Annotated in this window: 20 protein-coding genes and 1 tRNA gene; 7 read left to right on the top strand and 14 right to left on the bottom strand. The window is 68.2% G+C overall.

The window, feature by feature from the left end; genetic code table 11:
* Nucleotides 1–39: 39 nt before the first annotated feature.
* The 5 genes from ACIBEI_RS24710 to ACIBEI_RS24690 form a co-directional block, all read right to left on the bottom strand.
* On the bottom strand, nucleotides 40–426 hold the full coding sequence (locus ACIBEI_RS24710; RefSeq protein ID WP_398892260.1) for a toxin-antitoxin system, toxin component, PIN family protein: 387 nt from the start codon (nucleotides 424–426) through the stop codon (nucleotides 40–42).
* The gene (locus ACIBEI_RS24705) at nucleotides 416–1,072 is read right to left on the bottom strand and encodes a DUF433 domain-containing protein (protein ID WP_398892258.1); all 657 of its coding nucleotides are present in this window, start codon (nucleotides 1,070–1,072) and stop codon (nucleotides 416–418) included. Before ACIBEI_RS24705 ends, ACIBEI_RS24710 begins: the two co-directional genes overlap by 11 nt.
* An 85-nt stretch (nucleotides 1,073–1,157) precedes the next feature.
* Nucleotides 1,158–2,096, bottom strand: coding sequence for a hypothetical protein (locus ACIBEI_RS24700; protein WP_398892256.1), 939 nt, complete (start codon nucleotides 2,094–2,096; stop codon nucleotides 1,158–1,160).
* 295 nt (nucleotides 2,097–2,391) lie between these two features.
* Nucleotides 2,392–2,508 (bottom strand): DUF397 domain-containing protein, encoded by a 117-nt coding sequence (locus ACIBEI_RS24695; protein ID WP_398892254.1) that lies wholly within the window; start codon nucleotides 2,506–2,508, stop codon nucleotides 2,392–2,394.
* Entirely contained in the window at nucleotides 2,471–3,385 is a 915-nt protein-coding gene (locus ACIBEI_RS24690; protein WP_398892430.1) for a helix-turn-helix domain-containing protein, read from the bottom strand. The genes ACIBEI_RS24695 and ACIBEI_RS24690 overlap by 38 nt, the downstream gene beginning before the upstream one ends.
* Nucleotides 3,386–3,574: 189 nt before the next feature.
* Here ACIBEI_RS24690 and ACIBEI_RS24685 point away from each other — a divergent pair, with 189 nt between their 5' ends.
* The 4 genes from ACIBEI_RS24685 (at nucleotide 3,575) to ACIBEI_RS24670 (ending at nucleotide 8,834) form a co-directional block, all read left to right on the top strand.
* Nucleotides 3,575–4,048 carry an ATP-binding protein gene (locus tag ACIBEI_RS24685; protein ID WP_398892252.1) on the top strand — a complete coding sequence of 158 codons (474 nt, stop codon included), beginning with the start codon at nucleotides 3,575–3,577 and terminating at the stop codon, nucleotides 4,046–4,048.
* Between the two features lie 107 nt (nucleotides 4,049–4,155).
* On the top strand, nucleotides 4,156–6,618 hold the full coding sequence (locus ACIBEI_RS24680) for an AAA family ATPase (RefSeq protein ID WP_398892250.1): 2,463 nt from the start codon (nucleotides 4,156–4,158) through the stop codon (nucleotides 6,616–6,618).
* On the top strand, nucleotides 6,615–7,064 hold the full coding sequence (locus ACIBEI_RS24675; protein ID WP_398892248.1) for a hypothetical protein: 450 nt from the start codon (nucleotides 6,615–6,617) through the stop codon (nucleotides 7,062–7,064). The genes ACIBEI_RS24680 and ACIBEI_RS24675 overlap by 4 nt, the downstream gene beginning before the upstream one ends.
* An 81-nt stretch (nucleotides 7,065–7,145) precedes the next feature.
* Nucleotides 7,146–8,834 (top strand): TIGR04141 family sporadically distributed protein, encoded by a 1,689-nt coding sequence (locus tag ACIBEI_RS24670; RefSeq protein ID WP_398892246.1) that lies wholly within the window; start codon nucleotides 7,146–7,148, stop codon nucleotides 8,832–8,834.
* Nucleotides 8,835–8,952: 118 nt separating this feature from the next.
* On the opposite strand, the gene ACIBEI_RS24665 is transcribed toward ACIBEI_RS24670, so the two are convergent.
* Nucleotides 8,953–10,176, bottom strand: a complete 1,224-nt coding sequence (locus tag ACIBEI_RS24665) for a helix-turn-helix domain-containing protein (protein WP_398892244.1) — start codon at nucleotides 10,174–10,176, stop codon at nucleotides 8,953–8,955.
* Nucleotides 10,169–10,387 (bottom strand): hypothetical protein, encoded by a 219-nt coding sequence (locus tag ACIBEI_RS24660; protein WP_398892242.1) that lies wholly within the window; start codon nucleotides 10,385–10,387, stop codon nucleotides 10,169–10,171. Before ACIBEI_RS24660 ends, ACIBEI_RS24665 begins: the two co-directional genes overlap by 8 nt.
* Before the next feature lie 187 nt (nucleotides 10,388–10,574).
* Here ACIBEI_RS24660 and ACIBEI_RS24655 point away from each other — a divergent pair, with 187 nt between their 5' ends.
* A complete protein-coding gene (locus ACIBEI_RS24655) occupies nucleotides 10,575–11,717 on the top strand; it encodes a hypothetical protein (RefSeq protein WP_398892240.1) in 1,143 nt (380 codons plus the stop codon).
* A gap of 69 nt (nucleotides 11,718–11,786) precedes the next feature.
* On the opposite strand, the gene ACIBEI_RS24650 is transcribed toward ACIBEI_RS24655, so the two are convergent.
* From ACIBEI_RS24650 to ACIBEI_RS24635, 4 genes are all read right to left on the bottom strand, one after another.
* Complete coding sequence (locus ACIBEI_RS24650; protein ID WP_398892238.1) at nucleotides 11,787–14,900, bottom strand: type ISP restriction/modification enzyme; 3,114 nt, start codon at nucleotides 14,898–14,900, stop codon at nucleotides 11,787–11,789.
* A 713-nt stretch (nucleotides 14,901–15,613) separates the two neighbouring features.
* Nucleotides 15,614–15,687: transfer RNA gene (locus ACIBEI_RS24645), tRNA-Pro, on the bottom strand.
* A gap of 51 nt (nucleotides 15,688–15,738) precedes the next feature.
* A complete protein-coding gene (locus ACIBEI_RS24640) occupies nucleotides 15,739–16,542 on the bottom strand; it encodes a Pr6Pr family membrane protein (protein ID WP_398892236.1) in 804 nt (267 codons plus the stop codon).
* A 354-nt stretch (nucleotides 16,543–16,896) separates the two neighbouring features.
* Complete coding sequence (locus tag ACIBEI_RS24635) at nucleotides 16,897–17,829, bottom strand: metallophosphoesterase (RefSeq protein ID WP_398892234.1); 933 nt, start codon at nucleotides 17,827–17,829, stop codon at nucleotides 16,897–16,899.
* Nucleotides 17,830–17,982: 153 nt separating this feature from the next.
* Here ACIBEI_RS24635 and ACIBEI_RS24630 point away from each other — a divergent pair, with 153 nt between their 5' ends.
* Nucleotides 17,983–18,447 (top strand): GatB/YqeY domain-containing protein, encoded by a 465-nt coding sequence (locus tag ACIBEI_RS24630; RefSeq protein WP_055617054.1) that lies wholly within the window; start codon nucleotides 17,983–17,985, stop codon nucleotides 18,445–18,447.
* A gap of 183 nt (nucleotides 18,448–18,630) precedes the next feature.
* On the opposite strand, the gene ACIBEI_RS24625 is transcribed toward ACIBEI_RS24630, so the two are convergent.
* On the bottom strand, nucleotides 18,631–20,925 hold the full coding sequence (locus tag ACIBEI_RS24625; RefSeq protein WP_398892231.1) for a transglycosylase domain-containing protein: 2,295 nt from the start codon (nucleotides 20,923–20,925) through the stop codon (nucleotides 18,631–18,633).
* A gap of 408 nt (nucleotides 20,926–21,333) precedes the next feature.
* On the opposite strand from ACIBEI_RS24625, the gene wblA reads away from it, so the two are divergent.
* Nucleotides 21,334–21,672 carry a transcriptional regulator WblA gene (wblA, locus tag ACIBEI_RS24620; protein ID WP_055515737.1) on the top strand — a complete coding sequence of 113 codons (339 nt, stop codon included), beginning with the start codon at nucleotides 21,334–21,336 and terminating at the stop codon, nucleotides 21,670–21,672.
* Nucleotides 21,673–21,802: 130 nt separating this feature from the next.
* Here the strand turns inward: wblA and ACIBEI_RS24615 are convergent, their stop codons facing one another.
* Together ACIBEI_RS24615 and ACIBEI_RS24610 are read right to left on the bottom strand one after the other, a co-directional pair.
* Complete coding sequence (locus ACIBEI_RS24615) at nucleotides 21,803–23,329, bottom strand: ArsA family ATPase (RefSeq protein WP_398892229.1); 1,527 nt, start codon at nucleotides 23,327–23,329, stop codon at nucleotides 21,803–21,805.
* Nucleotides 23,326–24,303 (bottom strand): ArsA-related P-loop ATPase, encoded by a 978-nt coding sequence (locus tag ACIBEI_RS24610; RefSeq protein WP_269649223.1) that lies wholly within the window; start codon nucleotides 24,301–24,303, stop codon nucleotides 23,326–23,328. Before ACIBEI_RS24610 ends, ACIBEI_RS24615 begins: the two co-directional genes overlap by 4 nt.
* Between the last annotated feature and the right edge of the window lie 77 nt (nucleotides 24,304–24,380).

Here is a 24,380-nt window from a genome sequence, read left to right as displayed (position 1 = left end):
CAACGCATACGGGAGGTCGCCACCAGAGGCGCCCTCCCGTCACGGCCAGGTGCGCTCAACACGGTCGTGCCGTACGGCGTATGCCGCCGGGCCGCCCTTCTCGACGGCCCGGTGGATCGCGTCACGGCGTGCGACGAGCCGTTCGACCATCTCTGCGCTGCGGAGCTGCTGGTTGTCCAGGTAGAACAGCACTGCCTCGCGCTCAAGGACGGGTCGGATCTCCAGGTCCCGCGTCTTGATCCGCCCGTCCTTCGACAGCGGGACCCAGGACCGGTCGAGACCGTAAGTGATCCACTCCTCGTCAGGAACGTCCTGCCCGTCGTCAAGAAAGACGTCCCCGATGCGGTGAACCGTCCATCCGCAAGCTCTCAGTCCTTCCGCGACACGGCGACCGAGATTGCGGTCGAGGAAGAACTCAGGCGGCAAGACGCACCACTGCCCGGCACAACGCGTCGACCTGCTCGGGTGTCATGTCGAAGTCGTACGCGATGTCCTCGACGCTCTCCCCGGCCTCCCAGAGGTCGGTGATGGCGTTGACCGCGACCCGGTTGGCTGCCACCACGGGGAGACCGTGGCCGAACCTCGGATCGATCACGACGGGGACGGAGTCCGGATACTGCCTCAGGCGCAGGCTGGAGGGGAAGTCTTCGCCCGCCTCCCAGGTGAGGTAGCGGAGATAGTCGGAGACCACTTCCTGGATGGGGACCTGACCGTCGCGGGCTCTGCGGAGATCCCCCCAACCGTGCTCGATGAAGATGTCCACGCCGTCTGTGGCGATCCGCTTGGACACGAGGCCATAAGGGGTGTCGAAGGCATCCCGTACGGCGGCAGCCGCCTCCCTGATCTCGCTCATACGGAGCCCCAGGGAACGCAGAGAACGAAGAACGTGCGCCTCCGCCACCGCGATGAACGGCACCGAAGGCTGCCCCTTCCGGAGCGGCTCGACCTGGTGGACCAGCGGTGCTCCGGCGGCCTGGCCCTTCAGCCACGACGTGAGAGTCGACTGCGGGATCTCAAGGTAGGAGGCCGTTTCCGTGGGCGTCAGAAGCCCGTCCTGGAACCTGTCGACCATGCCCCACCTCCTCTTGGCGCCGAGTTTCGCATCGTGCCACATCAAGCCTCCCACCTGCGGGTGGACCGCACACTCAGTCATTGGCTCAGCCGGCCGCACGGATTTGGTGCCGGGACCGGCAGTCCCGGCACCGGCCGGGTTCCGCCGCGCGGAAGCCCCGGTCGCAGCCGTCGCAGTTCCGCATGGGCACGGCCGCCGGACGTACGGGGAGTTCTGCGCTTCCGCCCAGTGCGGGCAGGGAAAGGGGTGTCTCCTTGAGCCGGTAGGCGAGGATGCCGGCCGGGCGGGTCAGGAAGTGGTCCGGGAGCCGCGCGGTGAGGTGGTCCGTGATGTGGGTGGGCAGGAGGCCTGCAGCGAGCCACCGGGAGACGGCGGGGGCGAGGCGGGCGGCTTCTGACGCGGACAGGACGAGACGGGGGTCGACCCGGCGCAGGGCAGCGAGTACGGCGATGGCCCGGGGGTCGGCGTCGGCCTCGGCGAGCGGGGTCGGTGCCTCAGCCTCGGTCTCGGCCCGTAGGGGAGCGGCCACCGTTTCCTCCGCGGGCACGGGCGCGGGCGCGGGTGTGTCCGCAGCGGCGGTGGGGGCCTGCTTTCGGGGCCCACGCGGCTTCGGCGGCTCGGGGGGCCCGTCCGTGCCCGGATCGGGATCGGGATCGGGACTCAGGTTGGGATCGCCGCCGGGGACGTCGTAGAAGTACGTCCGGGTGCGGATCTGCCCGGTGGACAGGCGCTCTCGGCGGCGCTCCAGGTACCCGGCCTCTTCAAGTTCCCTGAGTGCTCGTGAGATGAGGATCTCGCCCTCACTGAAGTGCTCGCACAGGGCGGTGATGGTCACCGAGGAGCGGTCGGGGAGGGAGGAGATGTAGGCCGCGACACCGACCGTGACCGCGCTGCCGCGCCGTTGGGCGAGGGCGTTGGAGATCACCGTGAAGTCGGCCGTGAGGCGGGTGCGTACGTGGATCACGCCGGAGGTCGGAGCTCCGGCGTCGGCGCGCATGGGCGCGTTAGACTGCGGGTCAGCCATTGGGAAGGTTGCTCTTCCTGGTTGGTCAGGCCCTCGTTCGGGACGGGAATCCCGGCGGGGGCCGCTTCTGTTTTCGGTTGTCGCGGCGAACGTAACCGCCCGCATCCCGCCCCTGCAAGCCGGTCACTCGGACGGGTGACGCGGGCCTCTCAGGCGGGGAGGGAGGGTGGGCGGGTAGTTCTTTCCCCCGGTTCTTTCAGGAGGTCAGTGGCTCGCCGGACCCTCGCGGACAAGGGCCCGGCGAGCCCGTACGACGGACGGCGGCCGGGGCCCGGCCGCCTCGGCGACGGTGGTGTTAGGCCTTCAACTCGCCTATGAAGGCGACCCAGGAGGCGGTGTCGAAGCACAGCGCCGGGCCGTGCGGGACCTTGCTGTCACGGACCGGGACGACGGCCCGGAACCCGTCGGCCACCTCCACGCAGTTGCCGCCTTCCTGATTGCTGTAGCTGCTCTTGCGCCAGGCGGCGCCGTTCAGTTCGGGACGGGACCTTCGCTCCACGGTGGTTGTCCTCCATCACGGATCGGATCATGTCCAGTGACATGAGCGGGGGCAGAGCTGCCGCCCTCAGCCGATCGTAGGACAGCGCGAAACGCCTGACCTCGTCCGGATCCTCGATGAGTTGGCCGTAGTGCGCGCCCTCCGTATAGGCGATCTCCGAGCCGTCCGGCATGGTGAGCACCGTGAGCGAGCCGCCCAGCACATCGTGCTCGCCCTGGGCGAACGGCATTACCTGCACGGTGATGTGAGGTTCCGTCGTGGTCCTGAGCAGCCGCGTCAACTGCTCCCGCATCACCTCCTGGCCACCGACCGGACGCCTGAGCACCGACTCGTCGAGGACCGCCCACAGTTCGGGCCGATCGGGCGTACCGAGCCGCTCCTGTCGTCCCATGCGGAGGGAGACTCGCTCTTCCAACTGCTCCTCACTGCCGAGTGTTCGGCCGACTCTCAGCAACGACCGCGCGTAGCCCTCGGTCTGCAACAGACCCGGCACCACATGAGCCGCGTACTCACGGATGACCACCGCGCGCGCCGAGTACTCCATGAACTTGCGGAACCAGTCCGGAAACGCCTCCCGGTACACATACGGCCACAGGTCGACCAACAGATCGTCCGCTTCGAGGGCCACGTCCAGCGCACGTGCCAGCTCCAGCGTCGGCCTCGCTCCGGACGCCCGCTCGATCTGCGTGATCCGGGAGCTCACGACATGTGCCCTGACACCGAGTTCGGCCTGGGTCAGTCCGGCCGCCATACGGAGTCTGCGCACCCGCGAGCCGAACAGCGCTGCCATCGACGCGCTGGGGTCAATTCCCTTGGCCAAAGCGTCACTTCCGTTCCTTACGGGATGAAAAGTAAGGCTGTGTCACCTGTCGAGCGTAGGGCGACCGGACGAGACTTGAGAACGGAAAGTGACGACTCGTGTACGTCACGCGATGCCCCGGCTCGACAGGCAAGCTCGACAGACAAGGACGGACCAGCCGTGTTGTCAGGAACGACCGTTACGGGAGACGAGCCGCTCGAATCGCGTGAACTCCCCTCATTCGCCGAGCAGTTCGTCTCCTCGCCGCGAGGTGCGCAGCTCGCCCGGCGGCTAGCCGTCCAGTGCATGGAGGGGTGGGGCCACCCGCCGGCGTCGGACGCGTCGTGCGCGGTCGCACTCGTCGTCGGCGAACTCGCGGCGAACGCCGTACAGCACGGCAGAGTCCCGGGTCGTGACTTCGGCCTACGGCTCGCCCTCGACGTGGCTGCGGGCCTGGTCCGTATCGAGGTCGCGGACGCCGCCTCCGTGAAACGGCCACCCACGACCGCGCCCTCGTCGCGCCCCGAGGGCGAGTCCGGTCGAGGGCTGTTCCTGGTGGACGCCCTGGCTGTGCGCTGGGGATCGGTGCCTCGTCGACTCGTAGGCAAGACGGTATGGGCGGAGGTGGCGATCGCAACCCCAGCCGTGAAATGAGCTTGATAACTCGATAACCAGGGTTATCAATGGATTCGTGGAACCGATGAGCCTTCTGTCTCTAACGTCTGTCCTGTCACAGGGACCACGGAAGAGCGGAGAGCACCATGACGGACCACCCCGAGCGGAACGAGCCCACGGAGAACCCGGAGAACAGGAACTCGACGCTCACCCGGCTGACCGGGCGCCTCGAAGCGTCCGCCCTCACCGAGGCGACCAAGGAGATGTTGGGTGAGGCGCTGGGCGGCGGGTCCGGCGCCGACGCGGACGGGTCCGTCGGCGGCCCGCACCCCGACCACCGGGTGTTCCTCGACTCCGTCAGCGTCACAGGCTTTCGTGGAATCGGCCGGAAGGCGCGTCTGCCGCTGACCGCGAAGCCCGGTGTCACGCTCGTCGTGGGGCGCAACGGTTCGGGGAAGTCGAGCTTCGCCGAGGGTGTCGAGACGGCGTTCACCGGCCGGACCGCACGCCTCGACAAGCAGCGCAACGAGGTGTGGCGCCGCCACTGGCGCAACCTGCACGACGGGACGGAACCGAAGGTCGAGGTCCGTCTCGCCATCGCGGGCGACGCCCGGCCGTCCACACTGACGTGCACCTGGCCGGGCGACGACGTCACCACTCCCGAGGTCGAGTTCAAGCGACCGGGGCACGGTCGGCGGCCCTTCGAGGACGCCGGCTGGGAGTCGGCGCTGAACAACTACCGGCCCTTCTTGTCGTACGCCGATCTCGACAAGGTGATCAGCGGCAAGCCCAGCGAGCTGTACGACTCGGTCGCCACCATCCTCGGGCTCGGCGAGCTGACGGCCGCGGACGAGCGGCTCCAGGCCACCGAGAAGGCGCTCAACTCGGCGGTGAAGACGGCCGAGACGGAACTGCCCGCACTCGTCGAGACGCTGTCCGCGCTGGACGACCCCCGGGCGGGCTTCGCGCTCACCGCCCTCCGCAAGGCGGGTGGCTCCGACCTCGACGCGCTGGACACTCTTGTGACCGGGCTGCCCGACGCGGACGACGACCGGCTGAGGGATCTGCGCGCGACGGTTGAGCTGACCGGCCCCGACCTCGACGCGGTGGGCGCGGCCGTGGACCGGCTGCGCGAGGCAGTCGCCGTACTCGACGACGTACGCGCCTCGGGTGCCGAGGACGCCCACCAGCGTGCCGAACTGCTGTCCAAGGCCCTGGAGCACAGCCGTCGGCACGCGGACGAGGACGCCTGCCCGGTGTGCGGATCCGACCGGCCGCTCGACGAGGCATGGGCCGAGCGGGCCGCCGAACAGGTGGCGGCCCTGCGGCGGGAGGCAGCCACCGCGCAGGATGCCCGTACCGGACTGCGGGACGCGATCGACGCCGTCCGCTTCCTCGTCACGCGGGTACCCGCGTGGCTGCCCGCCCCGCTGGTCGACCCGTGGGAGGAGTGGACGGCCTGCCGAGCGATCGACGACGCCGAGCGGCTCGCCGCCCGCGCCGAAACCGCCGCGCTCGTGCTTGCCGACGCCTGCGCGGCCATTAAAGAAGAGGCCGCGCGGGAGCTGGAGAAGCTCGACGCGCAGTGGCGGCGCTGCGTCACACGCCTCGCTGCCTGGCTCGAACGGGCGCGGAACGCGCATGCCGGCAAGCCCCGGCTGCGCCAGGTCAGGGCGGCCCGCAAGTGGCTCAAGGAGGCGTGCGCCGAGCTGCGCGAGGAACGGCTGCGGCCCTTCGAGGACCACTCGCAGCGGATCTGGGAGGAACTGCGCCAGCAGAGCAACGTCGACCTGCGCTCCGTACGCCTCACCGGCAGTGAGAAGGCCGCCGTGCGCAAGCTCGTGATGGACGTGTCCGTGGACGGCACGGAGGCTGCCGCGCTGGGCGTCATGAGCCAGGGCGAGTTGCACTCCCTCGCGCTCTCGCTCTTCCTGCCGCGAGCCGCCGCACCGGACAGCCCCTTCGGGTTCGTCGTCATCGACGATCCCGTGCAGTCCATGGACCCTGCGAAGGTCCACGGACTCGCCAAGGTTCTGCACGACCTCGGCGAGACACGCCAGGTCGTCGTCTTCACCCACGACACGCGGCTCCAGCGGGCCTTCACCAACCAGGAACTCCCGGTGACGGTCCTGGAGGTGGAGCGGGAGGCGCGTTCGACGGTGGCCGTGCGTCGGGTGACCGATCCGGTCGGCCAGGCGCTGGACGACGCGCGCGCCCTCGCCCGTACGCCGAACCTCCCGCCGGTCGCCATGACCCACGTACTGCCCGGTCTCTGCCGCACCGTCCTGGAACGCGCCTTCTCCGAGGCCGCGTGGCTGCGCATGCACCGCGCCGGACTGACCGAGCACGAGGCGGAGAAGACCGTCACGGCCGCCGTCACGCTGCTGGACATCGCCGCCCTGGGGCTCTTCGGAGACCCGTCGAAGACGGCGGCTGAGATCTACCGCGAGCTGCGCGGGCGGTGCGGCCCCGGGGCGGTGGGCCTTATCCGGCAGTGCCAGGAGGGTGCGCACCCGTCCGGCACGTCGATGCCCGACCCACGCCGGTTCGTGGAGGACATCAAGGCCGTCGCCCAGACCGTGCGCAAGCCGGAGGAGGCCACCCCGTGAACGCGACGATCCGTCAGTTGCTCGACACCGCCGACCTGCTCATCAAGGACAACAGCGTCCCCACCCCTACTCCTACCCCCACCCCCAGCCCCGCCACCGTGGGGGCCGGTGCATCCGTACCCGCCCCGCTCGCCGGGCGCACCGCCACCGGGGCGAGCCTGTGCCGCGGTGCGGCCTTCGCCCTCCGTGCGGCGCTGGAGAGCGCGGTCGCCGCCCGCCTCACCGTTCACGGCGCGCCTCGCGCGATCCGTGAGGGCTCCACGCGGGCCGCGCTCCTCTGGCTGCGGGGCTGCACCGAAGCCGGAACCGCCCGGCGGGCGAAGGCCGCGTGGAGCCAGCTCTGCCTCGGCTGCCACTACCACCAGTACGAGATCGGCCCCACGCGGGATCAGGTGCGAGCGTGGCACGCCGAAGTCGCGACGATCGTCACGCTGTTGGCCCTCTGAGCGGGGCCCGGCCGACGTCGGGAGCACGTGAGACCGAAACCACGAGGGCGGTTGTCGCCGCCCCGCACAAGGAGCGGCACCATGGCGAGCATCCGTACTTCCAAGCGAACCCTGTACCGCCTCAGGGGAGTCCGTCCCACCGTCGACGCGATGTACGACGCCCTAGACCCGGACCAACTGGGCCGGGTCCAGGCGGACTTCGGCTTCCCCGAGAACCTTGACGTACCGGCCGTCCTGGTCACCGGCAGCTTCGAGCAGCCCGTGGCGAGCTGGTGCGACGAGGTCTTCCGTACGACGGGTATGGAGGTGTCCCGGCCGGTCAACCGCTCGGCCGGACTCCTTATGCTCGCCGTCGACGGCGAGGTCTACGCCATCGGCTACGACCAGGGCTTCCGTCTCGTGCCCGACTGTCTGAAGGACCACCGTTTCGGGCTGAGTTTCGCGTCCCGCCGGGTGGACCCCGGGAAGATCCGGGACCTGGTGTCGCACACCCCGGGCGGAGGGCGAACCGACATCACCCTGATCCCCGGCGGGGCCTCGGTGTGGAGCCTGGGCATCGTCGAGCACGCCCAGATCGTGCGCCGCCTCGGCGGTCACCTGGACGACATCCCGCTCACCATCTCCCGGGACAACCCGACGAAGGTCACCAGCGCCGAGGGCGGTGCTGGCCTGCGACTGCGACTCGGTGTCGAGGGCGCCGACCTCATCGCTGACATCCGTGCGGTCGCCCGTGTGCTGCGCGAGGAGAAGCCGAGCCCGGAGCTGGAGTTCGTCGAGCACGTCGTACCCGTCGACGATCCCGGCATCCTCACCCGCCTGGAGACCGTCCTCGACGACCTCCTGGGGCAGGCGCCCGACGGGAGGATCACCGTCGCGGTCCCCGCCGACCACTGGGACGACTACCAGGCCGCCCAAGCGTTCAGGGCCAGGGTCAACAGTGACGCGGCGGGCCGGTCGACCGACGACTTCGACCTCGGCTACGTCCTCTGCCGGGCCCGCGTCCAGCGTGCGGGCAGCCGCGTGGCTGCGCTCCGGGAAGGGACCGTCGCCCTCTATCGGCACAGCCGCGCCGACCGGGCCGACGAGATCCGGACGTCCAGCGCGCTCCGGTGGATCGAGGCGGAGGTGTCCCTCGACTCCCACCGGTTCTTCCTGACGGACGACCAGTGGTACGAGATCGACCAGGAGTATCTGAAGACGATCCGCTCGCACACCGAGCGTCTGATCACCGACTCCCCGTCCGTGGACCTGCCCCCGTGGGTCCTCGGAGAGAAGGAGCGCGCCTACAACTCGTCCGTGCCCGACCAGCGGCCCGGATACGTCTCCTTCGACCGGGACAACGTCCAGACCGCCCTGCACCGCGGCAACGGCGTGGAGATCTGCGACCTCCTGAGCCCGGACGACGTCCTGGTCATGGTGAAGCGTGCCAAGGGCTCCGACACGCTGAGCCATCTCTTCAGCCAGGCGCTCGTCGCCGTTCAGACGCTGCGCAACTCCCCAGAGGGGAGGCAACGGTTCGCCGAGAAGGTGGCGGCGGCCCGGCAAGGGCGCGGTCTACCGGAAGGCTTCCGGCCTTCGAAGGTGGTCTTCGCAATCCTGCTGAAGGACGGCACCGACCTCACCGCCGATACCCTGTTCCCGTTCTCGCAGGTCACCCTGGTGCAGACGGCCAGGACGCTCGAAGGGTGGGGGGTTCAGGTCGAGGTCGTCGGTATCGCTTCCACTCCGCAGGCAGCCACCTCGACTGGGACCCAGCGGTTGGCGGCGTAGTCGCCGCGCACCGTATCGACGTACACCAACAGGCCGCATGCCCCTCACCCACCTTCACCGGCAAGGGACTTGCGGCGCGCTGCAGCACCAGGTCTGCGCGTGGCAACGACTTCGGGACTCAGACGATCGACTTGATGGTCCTGTCCGCGTACCGCAGTGTCTCGTCGATGGCTTTGTCCATCTCGCGCAAAGCGTCGGATTTTGCCGTGAGGAGAGCGGGCACGTTGATGACACTCACGGCGAGGAAGCATCCCGCCACGGTGAGGAACCCCTTGTACCGCTCCTGCCTCTCCTGCCCGAGCGATTCCCAGTCCCGGGGCTCCGGCGGCAGGCTTACCCTCCACTTCTCAAGGGCGTGGGTGCCGTGGACTCTTACGTATTCCATGATGGCCGGGGCGCGATGCAGCACGTCGACCATCGCGTCGAAGCCTTGCTGTGACTGATCCAAAGCCGCCTCCGCAGCTTCAACCTCGGTTCGGAGACGCTCTTCCTCCTTCTTGTTCCGACGCTGCTTCAAGACGTAGAAGCCGGCGGCTGCCAGCGCTGCCGCTGGGGCAGCGACCATGCCGGTGAGCAGAAGAACTCCACCTGCCATGCCCGCACCGCCCGCAGCCAGCGTGCCTCCTCCCAGGATGGCCAGAGTCGCGTTGGTTGCGGCAACCCCGTACAGCGTCGAGACAGCCGCTCCGGTGGAGGCGGTCCCGAACAACGCGGCGGCGGTGAAGGCTCCGTAAGCCGCGACGCCGCCGACTGCCGCCCCGGCCGCGCCTCCGGCGGCGGCACCACGGATCGCGCTGGCGATCCCGGCGGACATGGCATCGATGCGTATCGCGGTGGGGGTCTCGCCCGTGCTCTCGATCTCCTCCTCACTCGGCCGCTCCGGCTCGGGCGCCCCGCTGATGCTCTTGGCCAGCTCCACGAACCTCAGGAAGAACTCGTCGCGGACGGCATCATGGACACGGTTGAAGGCTTCCCCGTGTTCTTGGGTGATCTTCGACCGCTGGGCCGCCTTCTCGTTGATCTCGGCGTGACGTCTTTTCGTCTCCGCGACTTGGTCGCGCAACTTCACCGGCCGCTGGCCCCGCTGACGAGCGAGAGACCTGGTTCGGTCCTTCGCCTCCTGCGTGAGTTGCTCGGGTGTCAGTTGGAGCGCGAGGGCGATGGCGGCCAGACGGTGCTCCCCGGGGCTAACGAGCCCGCGCTCGATCCGGGAGATCGAAACCGCTCCGCCCTTCCCGTAACCGGCCTGCTCAGCCAACTCTTCCTGGGTCATGGAGGGGCTCTGGGCCTGGCGGTGCTCGCGGATCACGAGACCCATCGCCTCTGCGCTGAAATCATTCACCGGTTCCGGTCCTTTTGGTCGGCGGCCTGTGGCGACGCCAGGAGGATTGAGCCTCACGTGCCAGCGCACCACCGGAGCGGAAAGCCTGGGCGCTGTCTTCTGTGAACTGCTTGGCCGCCTTGACGACGGTCGGGTCACGACGGACTTCGTCGGCGGCCTGGATGTTCTGGGCGGCGGTGAGGGCCAGTTGGGCGAGGTTGAGGCGAGACATGGCTGTAGACCTTTCGTCGCTTATGGTGTCTGCGCATGTGCAACATAGCGTCACTTAGTGTGTGGTGTCCGCACTATGGTGACACTGGCTGCAGTCACTCGGGCCGACTGCCTAACTCGATGCGTAGTACTCGTGATTGAGCGGATTCCTCCCCATCGAGCGGCATATCCCTGCCAGGATCAGACGCGTGACATACGCAGTGACTGTGGACGCCCTCATCCCCAAGGGCACTCCGGAGATGGATCCACTTCAGCGCGCCGGAGCCGTGGCGCTCATCGAGGACGGATTCGACTCCGTCGGGGCTATCGAGGGACCCGACGGCATGGAAGTCGATCTCCTCGACAGCATCGTGGCCGTCTATCCGGGCGGAGCGCTTCTGAAAGTGTTCGTGGATGCTCCGGCTCTGGAATTCGCCGAGGAGGCTGTGCGCTCGGTCGTGGGTGAACTGCTGGAGCGGTCCGAGCTGTTGGCTGACTGGCAGATCGAGCGATGTGAGGTCGAACTGCACCCGGAGCTCGCCCAGGAGAGTCTCGCCGCCGCAGACGGTCCCGATGCCCCGCCCGATGATCTGGCAGACCGTAAGGCTCGGCATACCGAACGCCCCACGGCCGAGTACGACAGTGAGGGCTACGACGCCGAGGCGAAAGCTGAGGCGGTACGCGGTCAGATGCTGACACTGGCAGATGAACTACGTTCCTTCCCGCCCGTGATGTTCGGTGTCCTGGACAATGAAGACGACGAGGATGAAGACGGCGACACCGAGTTCGCCGTCTCGCCGGAGGACGCCAAACTCGCTGCTGGTGCCTTGGTGTACGCGACGGACATCTTGGTGGACGAGCTGTTCCAAGACGTGCAGACCCTGGCGGAGGAGGACACCACCGCTGCGGAATGCGACGGTCCTCTGTGGCACTTCGAGTACCTTCCCGAGCGATACGCCCTCCAGTACGACGCCCGTTTCGCCCGCCGCTTCCTGGTAACGGTGATCGCCATGACCACCCGCTTCACGAACGGCAGCTTCCAGCAGCTGAGCTGCGTCGCAGAGGAACTTGCGCTGAAACTGCTGCTGGCTGAGACGAACGTGACCCTGGAGACTTTCGGGCTGCTCGACGACGGCGTCTCGGCCGCGCTCGACTCGTTTGCCGACAACGTCTACGAGGACATGGATCACGAGTGGCTCTACGACGACTCCATGGACGGTATCGACGAGAGCGCCGTCGGAGCGGCTCTCGGTGTCGCGCCGATGGCGTTCAAGGCGTGGTTCACTCCGTTCAACGAGGGAAGGTATGTCCATCCGTCCGCGGCTGATGAGCCGGAGGGGGCGGCGCAGTGAGTTGTCCCGCTTCCCGAGGTTCCTTACGCCGAACGGCGGCCCGACAGTAGAAACGAGCTGCTGTTTCGCTCACAGGTCGAATAGTGCGTCGCCCGCGTCCGACGTCGCCTTCAGTGCCCTGGTCGCCTCTGTGGGCACGGGAAGGACACCCGCCGTGGTCAGATCTGCCACCGTGATCAGTTGGCCCGTGCACACCTCACTGAAGAGGTCGGCCTGTGCCGGTTCGCCCTGTACAAGCAGGCCGAGGACGTTCAGCAGCTCCAGCAGTTCCGTGGTCCATGAGGGAAGCCAGCGCCGAGCAAACTCATGGTCCAGTTCGAGGCGTCGCTTGCCGGCGGGATTCCTTCGGCGGTAGCCAAACCACTTGTCGAGAACGTTCATCCCGGACACTTCGTACTCCCGGACGGCGGGAGGCACCGGACTGATCCGTCCACTGCCGACCCACAGGTCCTGTGTCACGGGGTCGTAAGCCAGCTTCTGTGGCATGGCTTCCGCATCGTCCGGAATCTCCGCGACGCATCGGGGACGGTCGCGTGGCAGCAATACCTGGCCGTACGGCCTCCCGGCTGTCTCGTCGGCATGCCGCTCGCCGTAGGTGTGCAGCCACAGGACCCGCTGGCCGATTGCAACTGCCCGCTCCCACAGGCAGAGGTCAGCGGTGAGGGGTATGCGCGGGCCAGGGACTTCGAGGTCTTCCTGGAACCGGGCCGTGTACTCCGGATGGGACGCGAGTGCGGCAATGTAGGCCAGGAGGTCTTCAGCGACGACCGGTACTCCGAACCGCCTGGCGAGCAGGGGGAGCAGACCGGGTGTGACGTTGGGCAGAGTGCCGGCGGCGTTGCGGTAGAGAGGACGGGCGCAACCGCTGCGGTTGTTGAAGTAGTGCATGTCGGGAATGAGGGCGCTGAAGACCAGCGCTGGCCCGTTGACCACCGGGTGGGCGTTCTGCTCGATGGTGTAGATCTGGCGGTCGCTGCGGACTCGCCAAAGGTCCGCCCTGCTTCGCTCCATCAATCGGCTGTCCGGCAGTACATATTGCCGGTCGAATGACCGGAATCCGATGCGCACCGTCTGAGGGTTTGTCCTGTGTTCGGCCGCGAGAGGTATCCGTTCGTGAGATGCGACCCCTGGCAAGGGCGGAACATTGTCCGCAGGCGTTCGTTCACCGGAGTGTCCGAGCATCTCGGCGCGGCGCCCGGTATCCGCAGCGAGCAAGCGCTGCCACCGCCTGTGAAGCGTCTCCTCATCCGGTGCATAGACCCACATCCGCCCGGGCGTGACGCCACGTGACGACCACGGCATCAGATCTCTCAGCTGCGGGCAGGACTCCCACAGGTCGCTGCCGGGCGGCAGGAAAGCATCCGTCTTGCCCGTGGCGCACTCGCGCCATTGGGAGTCGTCGAGCCTGAGGGCCGCCAGACGTTCGATTTTCTCGTCGCGGCGTCCACCGACCTTGAGGTGCCTTACCTCGGCGGTCTGCTGCTCTGTCCGCGGCCTGGGGCTGTTCCGCCACCGTACGAAGATCGCGATGCACAACTCCTGCGCGACCTCGGGGAAGATGCGGGTCGCGACATCAGCTCGGTGGCCCTCCGGTGACAGATCGATGATCCAGCCCTCGTCGGCGGTTTCACGCAGATAGCGCCGCATTCCGGCGAACGCCCGCCCTTTGAGCCATGCCTTAGGAGTGATCAGCGCGACCACGCCGAAGGGTGCGTCGTCGTGTGCGTCGAAGACCTTCCAGGTGGCCCAGCGCCAGAAGTAGACGTAGAGGTTGGCGATCTTCGATTCGTATCTGCCGTTGCCAGGTTGCCGGAAGGCCCCCAGCGGGGCGGGGATGTCCGCCTTGGGTTCCCCTCGTTCCACCCACTTGCCGGCGCCTCGTTTCACGGCGTCGTGAGGCGGGTTGCCCATGACGACCATGACACGTTCGTCCCGCTTGACCTGGTTGGCCTGGCGGCGGGATTCTGCGAGCGCTCGGTAGGTGTGGGGGATCCAGTTGAACTCGGCTGTCGGGCTGTCCAGGGCATCAGCCACCAACAGCCTGAGTCCCTGGGCGGGGGCCGCGGACCCGTACTGCTTGAGCATGGCGTGCATGCGCAGTTCTGCGACGGCAAACGGACCGACCTGCATCTCGAAGCCGACCAGTCGGCGCCCCACCATTTCTCGCAGGCGCGGGCCGACCGCGCCTGGGCCCTCTTCTTCGGTGATGGTCTCGGCGGCCAGCTCCAGTGCCGACAGCAGGAAGGTGCCGGTGCCCATGGCTGGGTCGACAAGGACCACATCGGGAGAAGCGAAGCCGGACGGGATACGGAAGCCCTCCCGCTTCAGGACGTCCTCGACGAGCCGGGCCATGGCCGAGACGACGCCACGCGGTGTGTAGTACGAGCCCGTACGTATCCGCAGCTCAGGGTCGTAGATATGAAGGAAGTGCTCGTAGAGCAGGAAGTAGGCGTCGCCGGTTCCGTCGTCCAGCACCTCCCATCTGACCGCACCGATGACGCGAAGCAGTGTGTTCAGAGTGGTGGAGAGTCCAGCAACAGAGTCGCCTGCCAGGACATCCAGCGCCTGCCCCATCAACGAGTGCTTCTTGCCCAGCTTCGTGGCGATACTGTGCATGGTCTCGCCCTCGAAGGCGATCTCCTCCACCCGAGCGAGCAGAAGCGCGAACACGACGGCTTGACCGTACTGTTCGATGAATTCGGCATCGGTCGCCTCCGGGAACAGCAAGTGTCGCCAGTCCTTGGCCAGCTTTGTAAAGGCTGGCAGACGGCGTCGGCTCTTTTCCTGCGCGATCGCCTCACCGACCTCTTCCGACAGCAGTTGGCACAGTCCTGCGACTGCTCGGATGAGCTGGCTCGTGGTGCGGGGCGTCTGCGGCTCCCAGGTCAGGAAGTCGTACAGCACCCGCGCAAGCGCTCCGTCGGCGGGAGCAAGCTGGGTGCCGGAGGTGAGGACCGAGCCGCGCAGGTAGGCCACTTCTCCAATCTGCTGGCCCTGCTGGTGGACAGAAAACTCGTTCCCGTCACAGAGCAGTACGTTGTTGAGCAGCCGCAGTTTCGCCCACTGCCCGGCGTTGCGGCCTGTGTAGACGGACGGATCGGCCTGGGTGCCCGGCTTCTTGAGCTCGATGTAGCCGACGAGAGCGCCGCCGACCTCAACCGCGTAGTCAGGGCGGGCTCCCATGTCGACGAGCGGAACCTCGCCGATGAGGGTGACGTCCAGACCGAGGCCACGGCATACGGACCGGATCATGTTCTCCAGCGGCCCCCGGAGCTGGTCCTCCTGCCACCCCCCGCCTCTCAGCTTCGGTGTGACCTCCGCTCCAAACGCGGACACAGCGGTCTGGACTGCCTGTTCGAAGCTGTCATGGATCCTGCGCCGGGCACTCATACCGCCCCATCCCCCAAGGTGGGCAGATCCGGCCGACGTCAGGTCGGTGCGGCTCTCTGCCGCACCTTGCTCCCGTCGGGGTCGGACTTCATTCCGGCCCTCGCTGTTCCATGACCGTAGGAGGGGAGCGCGGGGCGCAAGGAGGGTGCATGCGAGGGCGCACGGAGGCGCGTCTGCATGCAATATGCGCCGATTCCGGACTGGTGCTGAGGCGGTGGATGCGCCAGTCAAGACCGTCGCGAGGCGGGGGGCGCTGTCCAGGGAGGTCGTCGTTCAGTCGGATTGCCGAGACGAATCAGCAGTACGACTCCTGAGCGTATGGCGCCCAGTTCACGAACGTGCACATCAGAGGGATGTGGTGACGCGGTAATCAGGTGGGTGCGGATGTTGCCCGCTGGGAGAAGCCGACCAAGATCTTCTCCCAGATTTCTCCCAAGCGGTCTCCAGGAACCACTCAGGGGCCTGATCCATTCACTGGATCAGGCCCCTGACCTGGTAATTCACTGTCGGGGTGGCGGGATTTGAACCCACGACCTCTTCGTCCCGAACGAAGCGCGCTGCCAAGCTGCGCTACACCCCGATGTCGCTTCGAGCAGGCTACTTTCGTGGGCCGTGTCCGTGGCGACGTCGTTTACTTTAGCCCACCGGTGGCCGGAGACGAAATCCGGTTTTCGGGGGGTCGGTGGCGGCGTGGAACGGGGCGGATGTGGTCGAGGGCGACGAGGAGGAGGGCCAGTGCGTAGCAGGCGAGGCCGAGGACGGTGGCGTTGCCGAGGACCTCTACGTAGCCGTGTCGGGGCACGTCCAGGAAGGGGTACGGGTAGCGGGCCTGGGTGCCGGCGGGCAGCAGCGCGCCCCGGGCGAGGGTGAAGGCCAGGTACGCGGCGGGCAGCACGAGCCAGGTGGCCGCGGTGTGGAGACGCAGTGGGCCCGGGCGGGTCAGCAGGAACCAGTCCACTACGGCCATGACCGGGACCGCCGTGTGCAGGAGCTGGTTCGCGAGGGCGGGCCAGCCGGTGGGCGTCCCGGTGTCGCCCGTGATGGAGAGAGCGCTCGAACCGTTCGCCAGGATCACGTGTTGGACCAGGCCCGCGCCCACCGCGTACAGCATCGTGCCGGCGGTGACGGACGGCGGCAGGGGGCGGCGGGCCGTCCATGCCCGCCAGGCCGAGACCGTGAACACCGCGGCCACCAGGACGCTGCTCAGGATCGTGAAGTGGATCATGGCCCGGGACGGGGTGCCCAGGACCAGCGCGAGCGCCACACCCGCGGTCGCCGTCATCGCGACGATGAGGCGGAAGGCGGCGACCAGGGGGCGGCGGACGCGGGGGATCACCGCGTCCGCCGGGACGACGGGGACAACGGCGGCGGCGTTGGCGGCCACGCCTGGGAGGACAGGTATGTCCGGGATGTCTGCGGGCAGGGGGGCGGTCATTCCCTCACGTTAAGCGGGTTGGGCAAAAGGGGCGAGGCGGGTTGAACCGGTCGGGCGGTGTCGCTTCACGCGCCCCATGCCCCCCAGTCACACACCTGCGCGTCAGTGCCCGTCCCGCCGCTCAATCTCAGCCCTTGAAGCCCCTCAGCCTCCGAAGCTCCTCGGCCTCCGAAGCCAGTCAACCCTCGAAGCCCCTCGGCCCTCGAAGCTCCTCAGTCCTCGAAGCCCCCTGAGCTGGTGGACCCCCGCAACCCTCGCCCCCCGCCGCAACTCCAGCGGCTCCCGGACCCTCTCAGCCTCAGCCCCCTCAGCCTCAGCCCCCTCGGCCCCAGCCCCCTCAGCCCTCCAGCCCCCTCAATCCCGCCCCACCAACGTAAGCAACGTAGCCTCCGGTGGGCACGCGAACCGGACCGGTGTGTACCTGTTCGTCCCGCAGCCCGCCGACACGTGCATGTACGCCGTCCGCCCGGACTCGGTCTCCGTGTGCGTGGACAGGCCCTTCACCCGTTCCGTGTCCAGGTCGCAGTTGGTGACGAGGGCGCCGTAGAAGGGGATGCACAGCTGGCCGCCGTGGGTGTGGCCGGCCAGGATCAGGGGGTAGCCGTCCGCGGTGAAGGCGTCGAGCGTGCGCAGGTACGGGGCGTGCACGATGCCCATCGAGAGGTCGGCCGAGTCGGACGGGCCGCCGGCCACGCGCGCGTAGCGGTCGCGCTTGATGTGCGGGTCGTCGAGCCCGGTCAGCTCGACCTCGAAGCCGTCGATCTTCAGCGAACCCCGGGCGTTCGTCAGGTTCAGCCAGCCCGCCGCGTCGAAGCCGTCGCGCAGCGGCTCCCACGGGTTGTGGATCACGCCGACCGCGGGCGCGTTGCCGTTCAGCCCGTGCTTGCCCTGCGCCTTCTCGAACAAGTAGCGGGCGGGGTTGCGGAGTTTGGGCCCGTAGTAGTCGTTCGAGCCGAAGACGTACGCGCCCGGGAACTCCATCAGCGGACCGAGGGCGTCCATCACCTCGGGCACGCCCTCCGGGTCGGACAGGTTGTCCCCGGTGTTGATGACGAAGTCGGGGCGGAGCCCGGCCAGCGACCGCAGCCAGCGCTGCTTCTTGCGCTGGCCGCTCACCATGTGGATGTCGGAGACCTGGAGCACGCGCAGCGGTCGCATCCCGGGCGGCAGCACCGGGACCGTCACCCGTCGCAGACGGAAGGAGCGGGCTTCGAAACCCGCCGAGTAGAGCAGACCGGCGGCGCCAGCCGCCGCGATTCCCAGAGGTACTCCGTATCGCGCGCGCATAAGCCCATCGTGTCAGACCCCACACACTCGTAAGACCATCGGAGGACCACCGGAGCGGCATCGACGGGGCGCCGGAGGAGCATCGGAGGCGCGTCGGTGGGGGCGCCCGAAATCCATGGGCAGCGGTCGCACCACACCTGCGACAATCACCCCATGACCACGCTCAAGTCGAAGCTGCAGGCAGACCTCAACGCCGCGATCAAGGAGCGCGACGAGCTCCGCTCCTCGACGCTCCGGCTGACCCTCGCCGCCATCCAGAAGGAGGAGGTCGCGGGTACGTCGAAGCGCGAGCTCTCCGACGACGAGGTGCAGAAGGTGATCGCCAAGGAGGCGAAGAAGCGCCGCGAGGCGGCCGAGGCCTTCGCGCAGGGCGGCCGCGCGGAGTCCGCCGAGCGCGAGAAGGCGGAGGGCGTGGTCCTCGCCGAGTACCTGCCCAAGCAGCTCTCCGACGACGAGCTCCAGCAGATCGTCGCGCAGGCGGTCGAGGAGGCGAAGGCCGCCGGTGCCGAGGGCCCGCGCGCCATGGGCCAGGTCATGAAGATCGTGAACCCGAAGGTGGCGGGCCTGGCCGAGGGCGGCCGCGTCGCCGGGGTGGTCAAGAAGCTGCTCGCGGGCTGAGCAACCGCTGACGGGCCGAGCCCCGGGGCAGCCGCCGAGGCGGCCTTGCCGAGACAGCCATATGCCATATATGCCATACGCCGATGGGGGCGCCCCTTGTCGCAAGGGGCGCCCCCATCGGCGTACAACTACTGACTACGGACCACGGCCTACGGAACCCGAGGCTCCGGGCTCACTCCCGGCCTACGGGAAGTTCCCACCGTTCCCGTTCCCGCCCCCGTTGTCGTTCCCGTTGATCGTCCACTCCTCGGGGATCGAGAACGACGGCGTGGGGATCTGCGGGTTGCCGTTGCCGCCGTTGTTGCCGTCGCCGTTGCCACCGTCGTTCCCGCCGTTGTCCCCGTTGTTGCCGTCGTCGTCACCGTTGTCGTCCTCGTCGCCGCGGCCGTCGTCCTTGCCGGTGTCGCCGGGCGGGATGTTGACGAGGTTGAACTGGGGCGCGTCCTTGCCCTCCAGGGCGCCGGCCATCATGTCGCGCCAGATCGGGCCGGGGACCCTGCCACCGAAGACCTTGTCGTACGGGACACCGCCGATGGTGATGTTGGTCATCCGCCGCTTGTGGGCCGGGTCGCCGACCCAGACCGCGCCGGCCATGTTCGGCGTGTAGCCCACGAACCAGGCCGCGTAGCGCTCGTCCGTCGTACCGGTCTTGCCCGCGCTCGCCCGGCTGTCGAGGCCCGCCTCCGAACCCGTACCGTCCTCGACCACGCCCTTGAGGAGGGTGTTGATCGTGTCGGCGGTGTTCTCGGACATCGCGCGTGAGCACGTCGACTTCGGCACCGGCAGGGACTTCTTCTGGCCGCCGACGGTCTGGCGGATCGACTCGATGGCGATCGGCGAGCAGTACGTGCCCCGCGTGGCGAAGGTCGCGTACGCGCTCGCCATCGTCAGCGGGGACATCTCCTGCGTGCCGAGCGCGATGGACGGGTTCTGACCGATCTTGTCGCCGTCAGCACGCTCGACGCCCATCTTGGCCGCCATCTCGGTCACCGGGCAGATGCCGATGTCACTGATCAGCTGTACGTAGTAGGTGTTGACCGACTTCGCGGTCGCGTCCCTCATGTCGTACGGGCCGACCTCGGTCTCGTTCTCGTTGGTGAGCTTGGCGGGGTTCGTCGGATCGTTCCGCCAGGTCTTGCCGTCGCACGCGGAGACCGGGCTCGGGTACTGCATCTCGTACGGCGACGAGTACACCTGGTTCGCCGGCTTGCCGCCCTCGATGGCCGCCGCGGCCACGATCGGCTTGAACGTCGAACCGGGCTGGTAGCCCGCGCCGCCGCCCATGTTCGCGTCCACGGACAGGTTCATCTGCGTCTCGTTCTTGCCGAAGCCGTACGGACGCGACTGGCCCATCGCGAGGATCTTGCCGGTGCCGGGCTCGACGATGGTGGCGGCGGTCGCCACGTCGTCGCTCTTGTAGACGTGGTCCTTGATCGAGGCCTGCGCCGACTCCTGCGACTGCGGGTCGAGCGTCGTCCTGATCGTCAGGCCGCCCTGGTTCCAGATCTTGGCCCGGGCCTTCTGGGTCTTGCCGAAGACCGGGTCGTTCAGGAAGACCTCGCGGACGTAGTCACAGAAGAAGCCGGCGCCCTTGACCGCCGTGATGCAGCCGTTCTTGGGCTTGCTGACCTTCAGGCCGAGCGGCTTCTTCTTGGCCTTGTCGGCCTCCGCCTGGGAGATGTCGTGGACGTCGGCCATCCGCTGCAGCACGGTGTTGCGCCGCTTGACGGCCTCCTCCTCGTCGTTGACCGGGTCGTACCGGCTCGGCGACTGGACGATGCCGGCGAGCAGCGCGGCCTCCTCCACCTTCAGGTCCTTGGCGGACTTGGAGAAGTAGCGCTGGGCCGCGGCCTCGACGCCGTACGCCTGCTGACCGAAGAACGTGATGTTCAGGTAGTTCTCGAGGATCTTCTTCTTGCCCAGCTCCTCCTCGACCTGGATCGCGAACTTCAGCTCGCGGACCTTCCGGCCGAGGGTCTGCTGGGTGGCCTGGGCGACGAGGTCCGCGTCGTTGCCGGCCTCCTCCACGAAGACGTTCTTCACGTACTGCTGCGTGAGCGTGGAGGCACCCTCGGAGACGCCGCCGCTCTGCGCGTTCTTGTTGAGTGCCCGCAGGACACCCTTGAGGTCGACCGCGCCGTGCTCGTAGAACCGCGCGTCCTCGATCGCGACGATCGCCTTCTGCATGTACGGCGAGATGTCCTTGAGGTCGACAACCGTGCGGTCACGGGAGTAGACCGTGGCGATCTGGCCGCCCTTGCTGTCCAGGATCGTCGTGCGCTGGCTCAGTGGTGGCCGCTTCAGGTTGGTGGGGATCTCGTCGAACCCCTCGACCGAACCCTTGGCCGCGAGACCGAGCGCGCCGAACGCCGGCACGGCGATTCCGGCCATGACGGCTCCCGCGAGCACACTGACACCGAGGAACTTGGCGGCCTGTTGCGTTGGCGACAGACCACCGCCCGAGCGCTTCTTTGGCATGAGGGCAGCCTACGTTCTCATTCGCCGGACACACGTATAGGCCTTGGCCTAAGCTGCTCTCAACTGTCACAGCAGTAGGGCTACGTATCAATACGTCCGGCGACCCCGAATCGTTTCGGTCGGAACTCAACTTTTTTGTTGAGCACGTGCCCGAATCCGCCTCATGTGTCAGTTGGTGTCCGATGTGACGCAACTCAACTGCCCCGGTTTGCCGGGAAGGTCACGCATGTCGCCGGGTCACTCCGTTGGGTGATCTGTCGCGTACCCATAGTCCATTCGGGCCATTCAAGATTGGGCCCGAAGGGGCTGGTTGACTGTGCCCACCTTCCGTAACGTCCTCAACTGGCGGCGGTGAATATGCCGCTGCCGCCGTGGGGGAGCCTCGATTCGGGAGAGGACGGCGCCGGTATGGGCTGGGTAACCGACTGGAGTGCGCAGGCGGCCTGCCGCACTACCGATCCGGATGAACTGTTCGTTCAAGGAGCAGCGCAGAACAGGGCCAAGGCGGTGTGCACCGGGTGTCCGGTGCGCACGGAGTGTCTGGCCGACGCGCTGGACAACCGCGTCGAGTTCGGCGTGTGGGGAGGAATGACGGAGCGGGAGCGCCGCGCACTGCTGCGCAGGCGGCCCACCGTCACCTCTTGGCGCAGGCTGCTCGAAACCGCGCGTACCGAGTACGAGCGAGGGGCGGGCATTCTGCCTCTCGACGAGGAAGAGGTGTACGAGAACTACGCGGCGGTGGGCTGACCGCCTCTCCGCACGCAACCGGGGCCCCATCGGCCCCGTATGCGTCAGGGGCCACGTGACGTACACGCGACCCCGCACGGCGTCGTATACGGCGTCCGCACGCAACTGGGGCCACCGCGGCCCCGAGAGGCTACGCAGCTCCGGCCGGCGAGGTACCGGCCGCGAGCCGCTCCCCGATGTTCCGCAGCCCTGCGAGGTCGTGCACGTCGCCGGGCAGCGCGGCCACTTCGGCCACCGCCACTTCGGGGTGGCGTGCGGCGAAGCGGTCACGCGTGCGCTGCTCGCGGGAGAGCAGCTGCATGCGCTCGGCGTGCAGCCTCAACAGGCCTGCCGTGAGTTGTTCGACGGTTCGGTCGTCCGTGTGCTCGTCCGTTCCGGCTCCTTCGGCGGTGGTCCGGTCCGCGGCGGGGGAGCCTGCGTCGGGCGCGGGAGCCTCGGGAACGGTGGTCTGGGTAGCGGGTGATTCTGAACTGCCGTACGTGTCGGGAGAGTTACGAAGTCCAGCTTTCCCGCCCGACTGATCCACAATGCGGGCCTCGTCAAGATTTTCCGCGACGGCCGGATCGGCACCGGGGCCGGGGTCGTCCGGATCGGCACCTGGTTCGGCCTGACCGGCCGCGAGGTGTTCGACCGGACCCGCCGCGAGGTCGAGGGTCTCCGCGGCGGCCAGTGCCCGCTCCGCCGACAGCCGGGCCGCGCCGCTGCCGTGGACGCGGTTCAGCACGAGCCCCGCGAGCGGCATGTCCTCGGCGGCCAGCCGCTCCACGAAGTACGCCGCCTCACGCAGCGCGTCCCGCTCCGGGGCCGCGACGACCAGGAACGCCGTCCCGGGCGCCTGGAGCAGCTTGTACGTGGCGTCCGCGCGCGTGCGGAAACCGCCGAAGGTGGTGTCCATGGCGGCCACGAACGTCTGGACGTCCTTGAGGAGCTGGCCGCCCAGCAGCTTGCCGAGGGTGCCGGTCATCATCGACATCCCGACGTTCAGGAACTTCATCCCGGCGCGGCCGCCCAGCTTGGCCGGAGCCGTCAGCAGCCGGATCAACTTGCCGTCCAGGAACGACCCGAGCCGCTTCGGGGCGTCCAGGAAGTCGAGCGCCGAGCGCGAGGGCGGGGTGTCGACGACGATGAGGTCCCACTCCTCGCGGGCCCGCAACTGGCCCAGCTTCTCCATCGCCATGTACTCCTGCGTGCCCGCGAAGCCCGCCGAAAGCGACTGGTAGAAGGGGTTGTTGAGGATCGCGGCCGCCCGCTCGCGGTCCGCGTGCGCCTCGACGATCTCGTCGAAGGTGCGCTTCATGTCGAGCATCATCGCGTGCAGTTCGCCGTCCGCGGAGTCGTCGACGCCCTTCACCCGGCGAGGGGTGTTGTCGAGCGCGTCGATGCCCATCGACTGGGCGAGCCTGCGCGCCGGGTCGATGGTGAGGACGACCACCTTGCGTCCGCGCTCGGCCGCGCGCAGCCCGAGGGCCGCCGCCGTGGTGGTCTTGCCGACGCCGCCCGAGCCGCAGCAGACCACGATGCGGGTCTTCGGGTCGTCGATCAGCGGATCGACGTCCAGGACGGGGGCGGCGTCTATGCCGCGGGCGGACTCGTGCGAGTGGGTCGTGTCGTGTGCGCGGGCCGGGTCGTCGTGTGCGCGGGCCGGGTCCTGGCTCATGAGATCCCTTGCTGACGCAGTTCCTTGGCGAGTTCGTACAGGCCCCCGAGGTCCATTCCCTCGGCGAGCAGCGGGAGTTCGTGCAGGGGCAGGTCCAGGCCCTGGAGCACGGCCCGCTGGTCGCGCTCCAGCGCGTGCCGCTCGGCGTACTCGTCGGCCTGGGTCAGCAGCGGCTCCACCAGCCGCTCGGCGACCCCGCCGCGGCGCGCGCCACCGAGTCCGGCGGCGGACAGCGACTTGGCGATGGCCGTGCGCGGTGCCTCGCGGGTGAGCGCCAGATCGGTCTCGTCGAGGATCGCGGGACGCACCATGTTCACGATGATCCGGCCCACCGGCAGCCGCGCGGCGCGCAGTTCGGCGATGCCGTCCGCGGTCTCCTGGACGGGCATCTCCTCCAGCAGCGTCACCATGTGCACGGCGGTCTCGGGCGACTTGAGCACCCGCATGACGGCCTGTGCCTGATTGTGTATCGGGCCGATCTTGGCGAGCCCCGCCACCTCGTCGTTCACGTTCAGGAAGCGGGTGATCCGGCCGGTGGGCGGCGCGTCCATCACCACGTAGTCGTATGCGAAGCGGCCGCGCTTGTCCTTGCGGCGCACGGCCTCGCAGGCCTTGCCCGTGAGGAGGACGTCTCTGAGGCCCGGCGCGACGGTGGTCGCGAAGTCGATGGCGCCGAGCTTCTTGAGCGCGCGTCCGGCGCTGCCGAGTTTGTAGAACATCTGGAGGTAGTCCAGAAGGGCCAGTTCGGGGTCTATGGCGAGGGCGAACACCTCCCCGCCCCCTGGAGCGACGGCGATCTTTCGCTCCTCGTAGGGCAGTGCCTGCGCCTCGAATAGCTGCGCGATGCCCTGCCTGCCCTCGACCTCGACCAGAAGGGCACGCTTGCCCTCGGTCGCTAGGGCGAGCGCGAGTGCTGCGGCGACCGTGGTCTTGCCGGTACCGCCCTTGCCGCTGACGACCTGGAGCCTGCTCACGTCTTCGAGCCTAACCAGTCGGCCGGGGAAGTACGCAGGAGGCTGTGGACAAGCTGTACGCGAGGTCCCGTTCGAGG

This window comes from Streptomyces sp. NPDC050988 (assembly GCF_044456225.1).
GTDB lineage: Bacteria > Actinomycetota > Actinomycetes > Streptomycetales > Streptomycetaceae > Streptomyces.
The sequence above is the reverse complement of the archived record's forward strand: the minus strand, read 5'-3'. Positions and strand labels throughout refer to the sequence as shown.

Coding starts and splice junctions, on each gene's coding strand:
- ACIBEI_RS24705 (WP_398892258.1), bottom strand. CDS start 1,072: ATGGTCGACAGGTTCCAGGACGGGCTTCTGACGCCCACGGAAACGGCC.
- ACIBEI_RS24700 (WP_398892256.1), bottom strand. CDS start 2,096: ATGGCTGACCCGCAGTCTAACGCGCCCATGCGCGCCGACGCCGGAGCT.
- ACIBEI_RS24690 (WP_398892430.1), bottom strand. CDS start 3,385: ATGGCAGCGCTGTTCGGCTCGCGGGTGCGCAGACTCCGTATGGCGGCC.
- ACIBEI_RS24680 (WP_398892250.1), top strand. CDS start 4,156: ATGACGGACCACCCCGAGCGGAACGAGCCCACGGAGAACCCGGAGAAC.
- ACIBEI_RS24670 (WP_398892246.1), top strand. CDS start 7,146: ATGGCGAGCATCCGTACTTCCAAGCGAACCCTGTACCGCCTCAGGGGA.
- ACIBEI_RS24660 (WP_398892242.1), bottom strand. CDS start 10,387: ATGTCTCGCCTCAACCTCGCCCAACTGGCCCTCACCGCCGCCCAGAAC.
- ACIBEI_RS24650 (WP_398892238.1), bottom strand. CDS start 14,900: ATGGGAGCCCGCCCTGACTACGCGGTTGAGGTCGGCGGCGCTCTCGTC.
- ACIBEI_RS24640 (WP_398892236.1), bottom strand. CDS start 16,542: ATGACCGCCCCCCTGCCCGCAGACATCCCGGACATACCTGTCCTCCCA.
- ACIBEI_RS24635 (WP_398892234.1), bottom strand. CDS start 17,829: ATGCGCGCGCGATACGGAGTACCTCTGGGAATCGCGGCGGCTGGCGCC.
- ACIBEI_RS24630 (WP_055617054.1), top strand. CDS start 17,983: ATGACCACGCTCAAGTCGAAGCTGCAGGCAGACCTCAACGCCGCGATC.
- ACIBEI_RS24625 (WP_398892231.1), bottom strand. CDS start 20,925: ATGCCAAAGAAGCGCTCGGGCGGTGGTCTGTCGCCAACGCAACAGGCC.
- wblA (WP_055515737.1), top strand. CDS start 21,334: ATGGGCTGGGTAACCGACTGGAGTGCGCAGGCGGCCTGCCGCACTACC.
- ACIBEI_RS24615 (WP_398892229.1), bottom strand. CDS start 23,329: ATGAGCCAGGACCCGGCCCGCGCACACGACGACCCGGCCCGCGCACAC.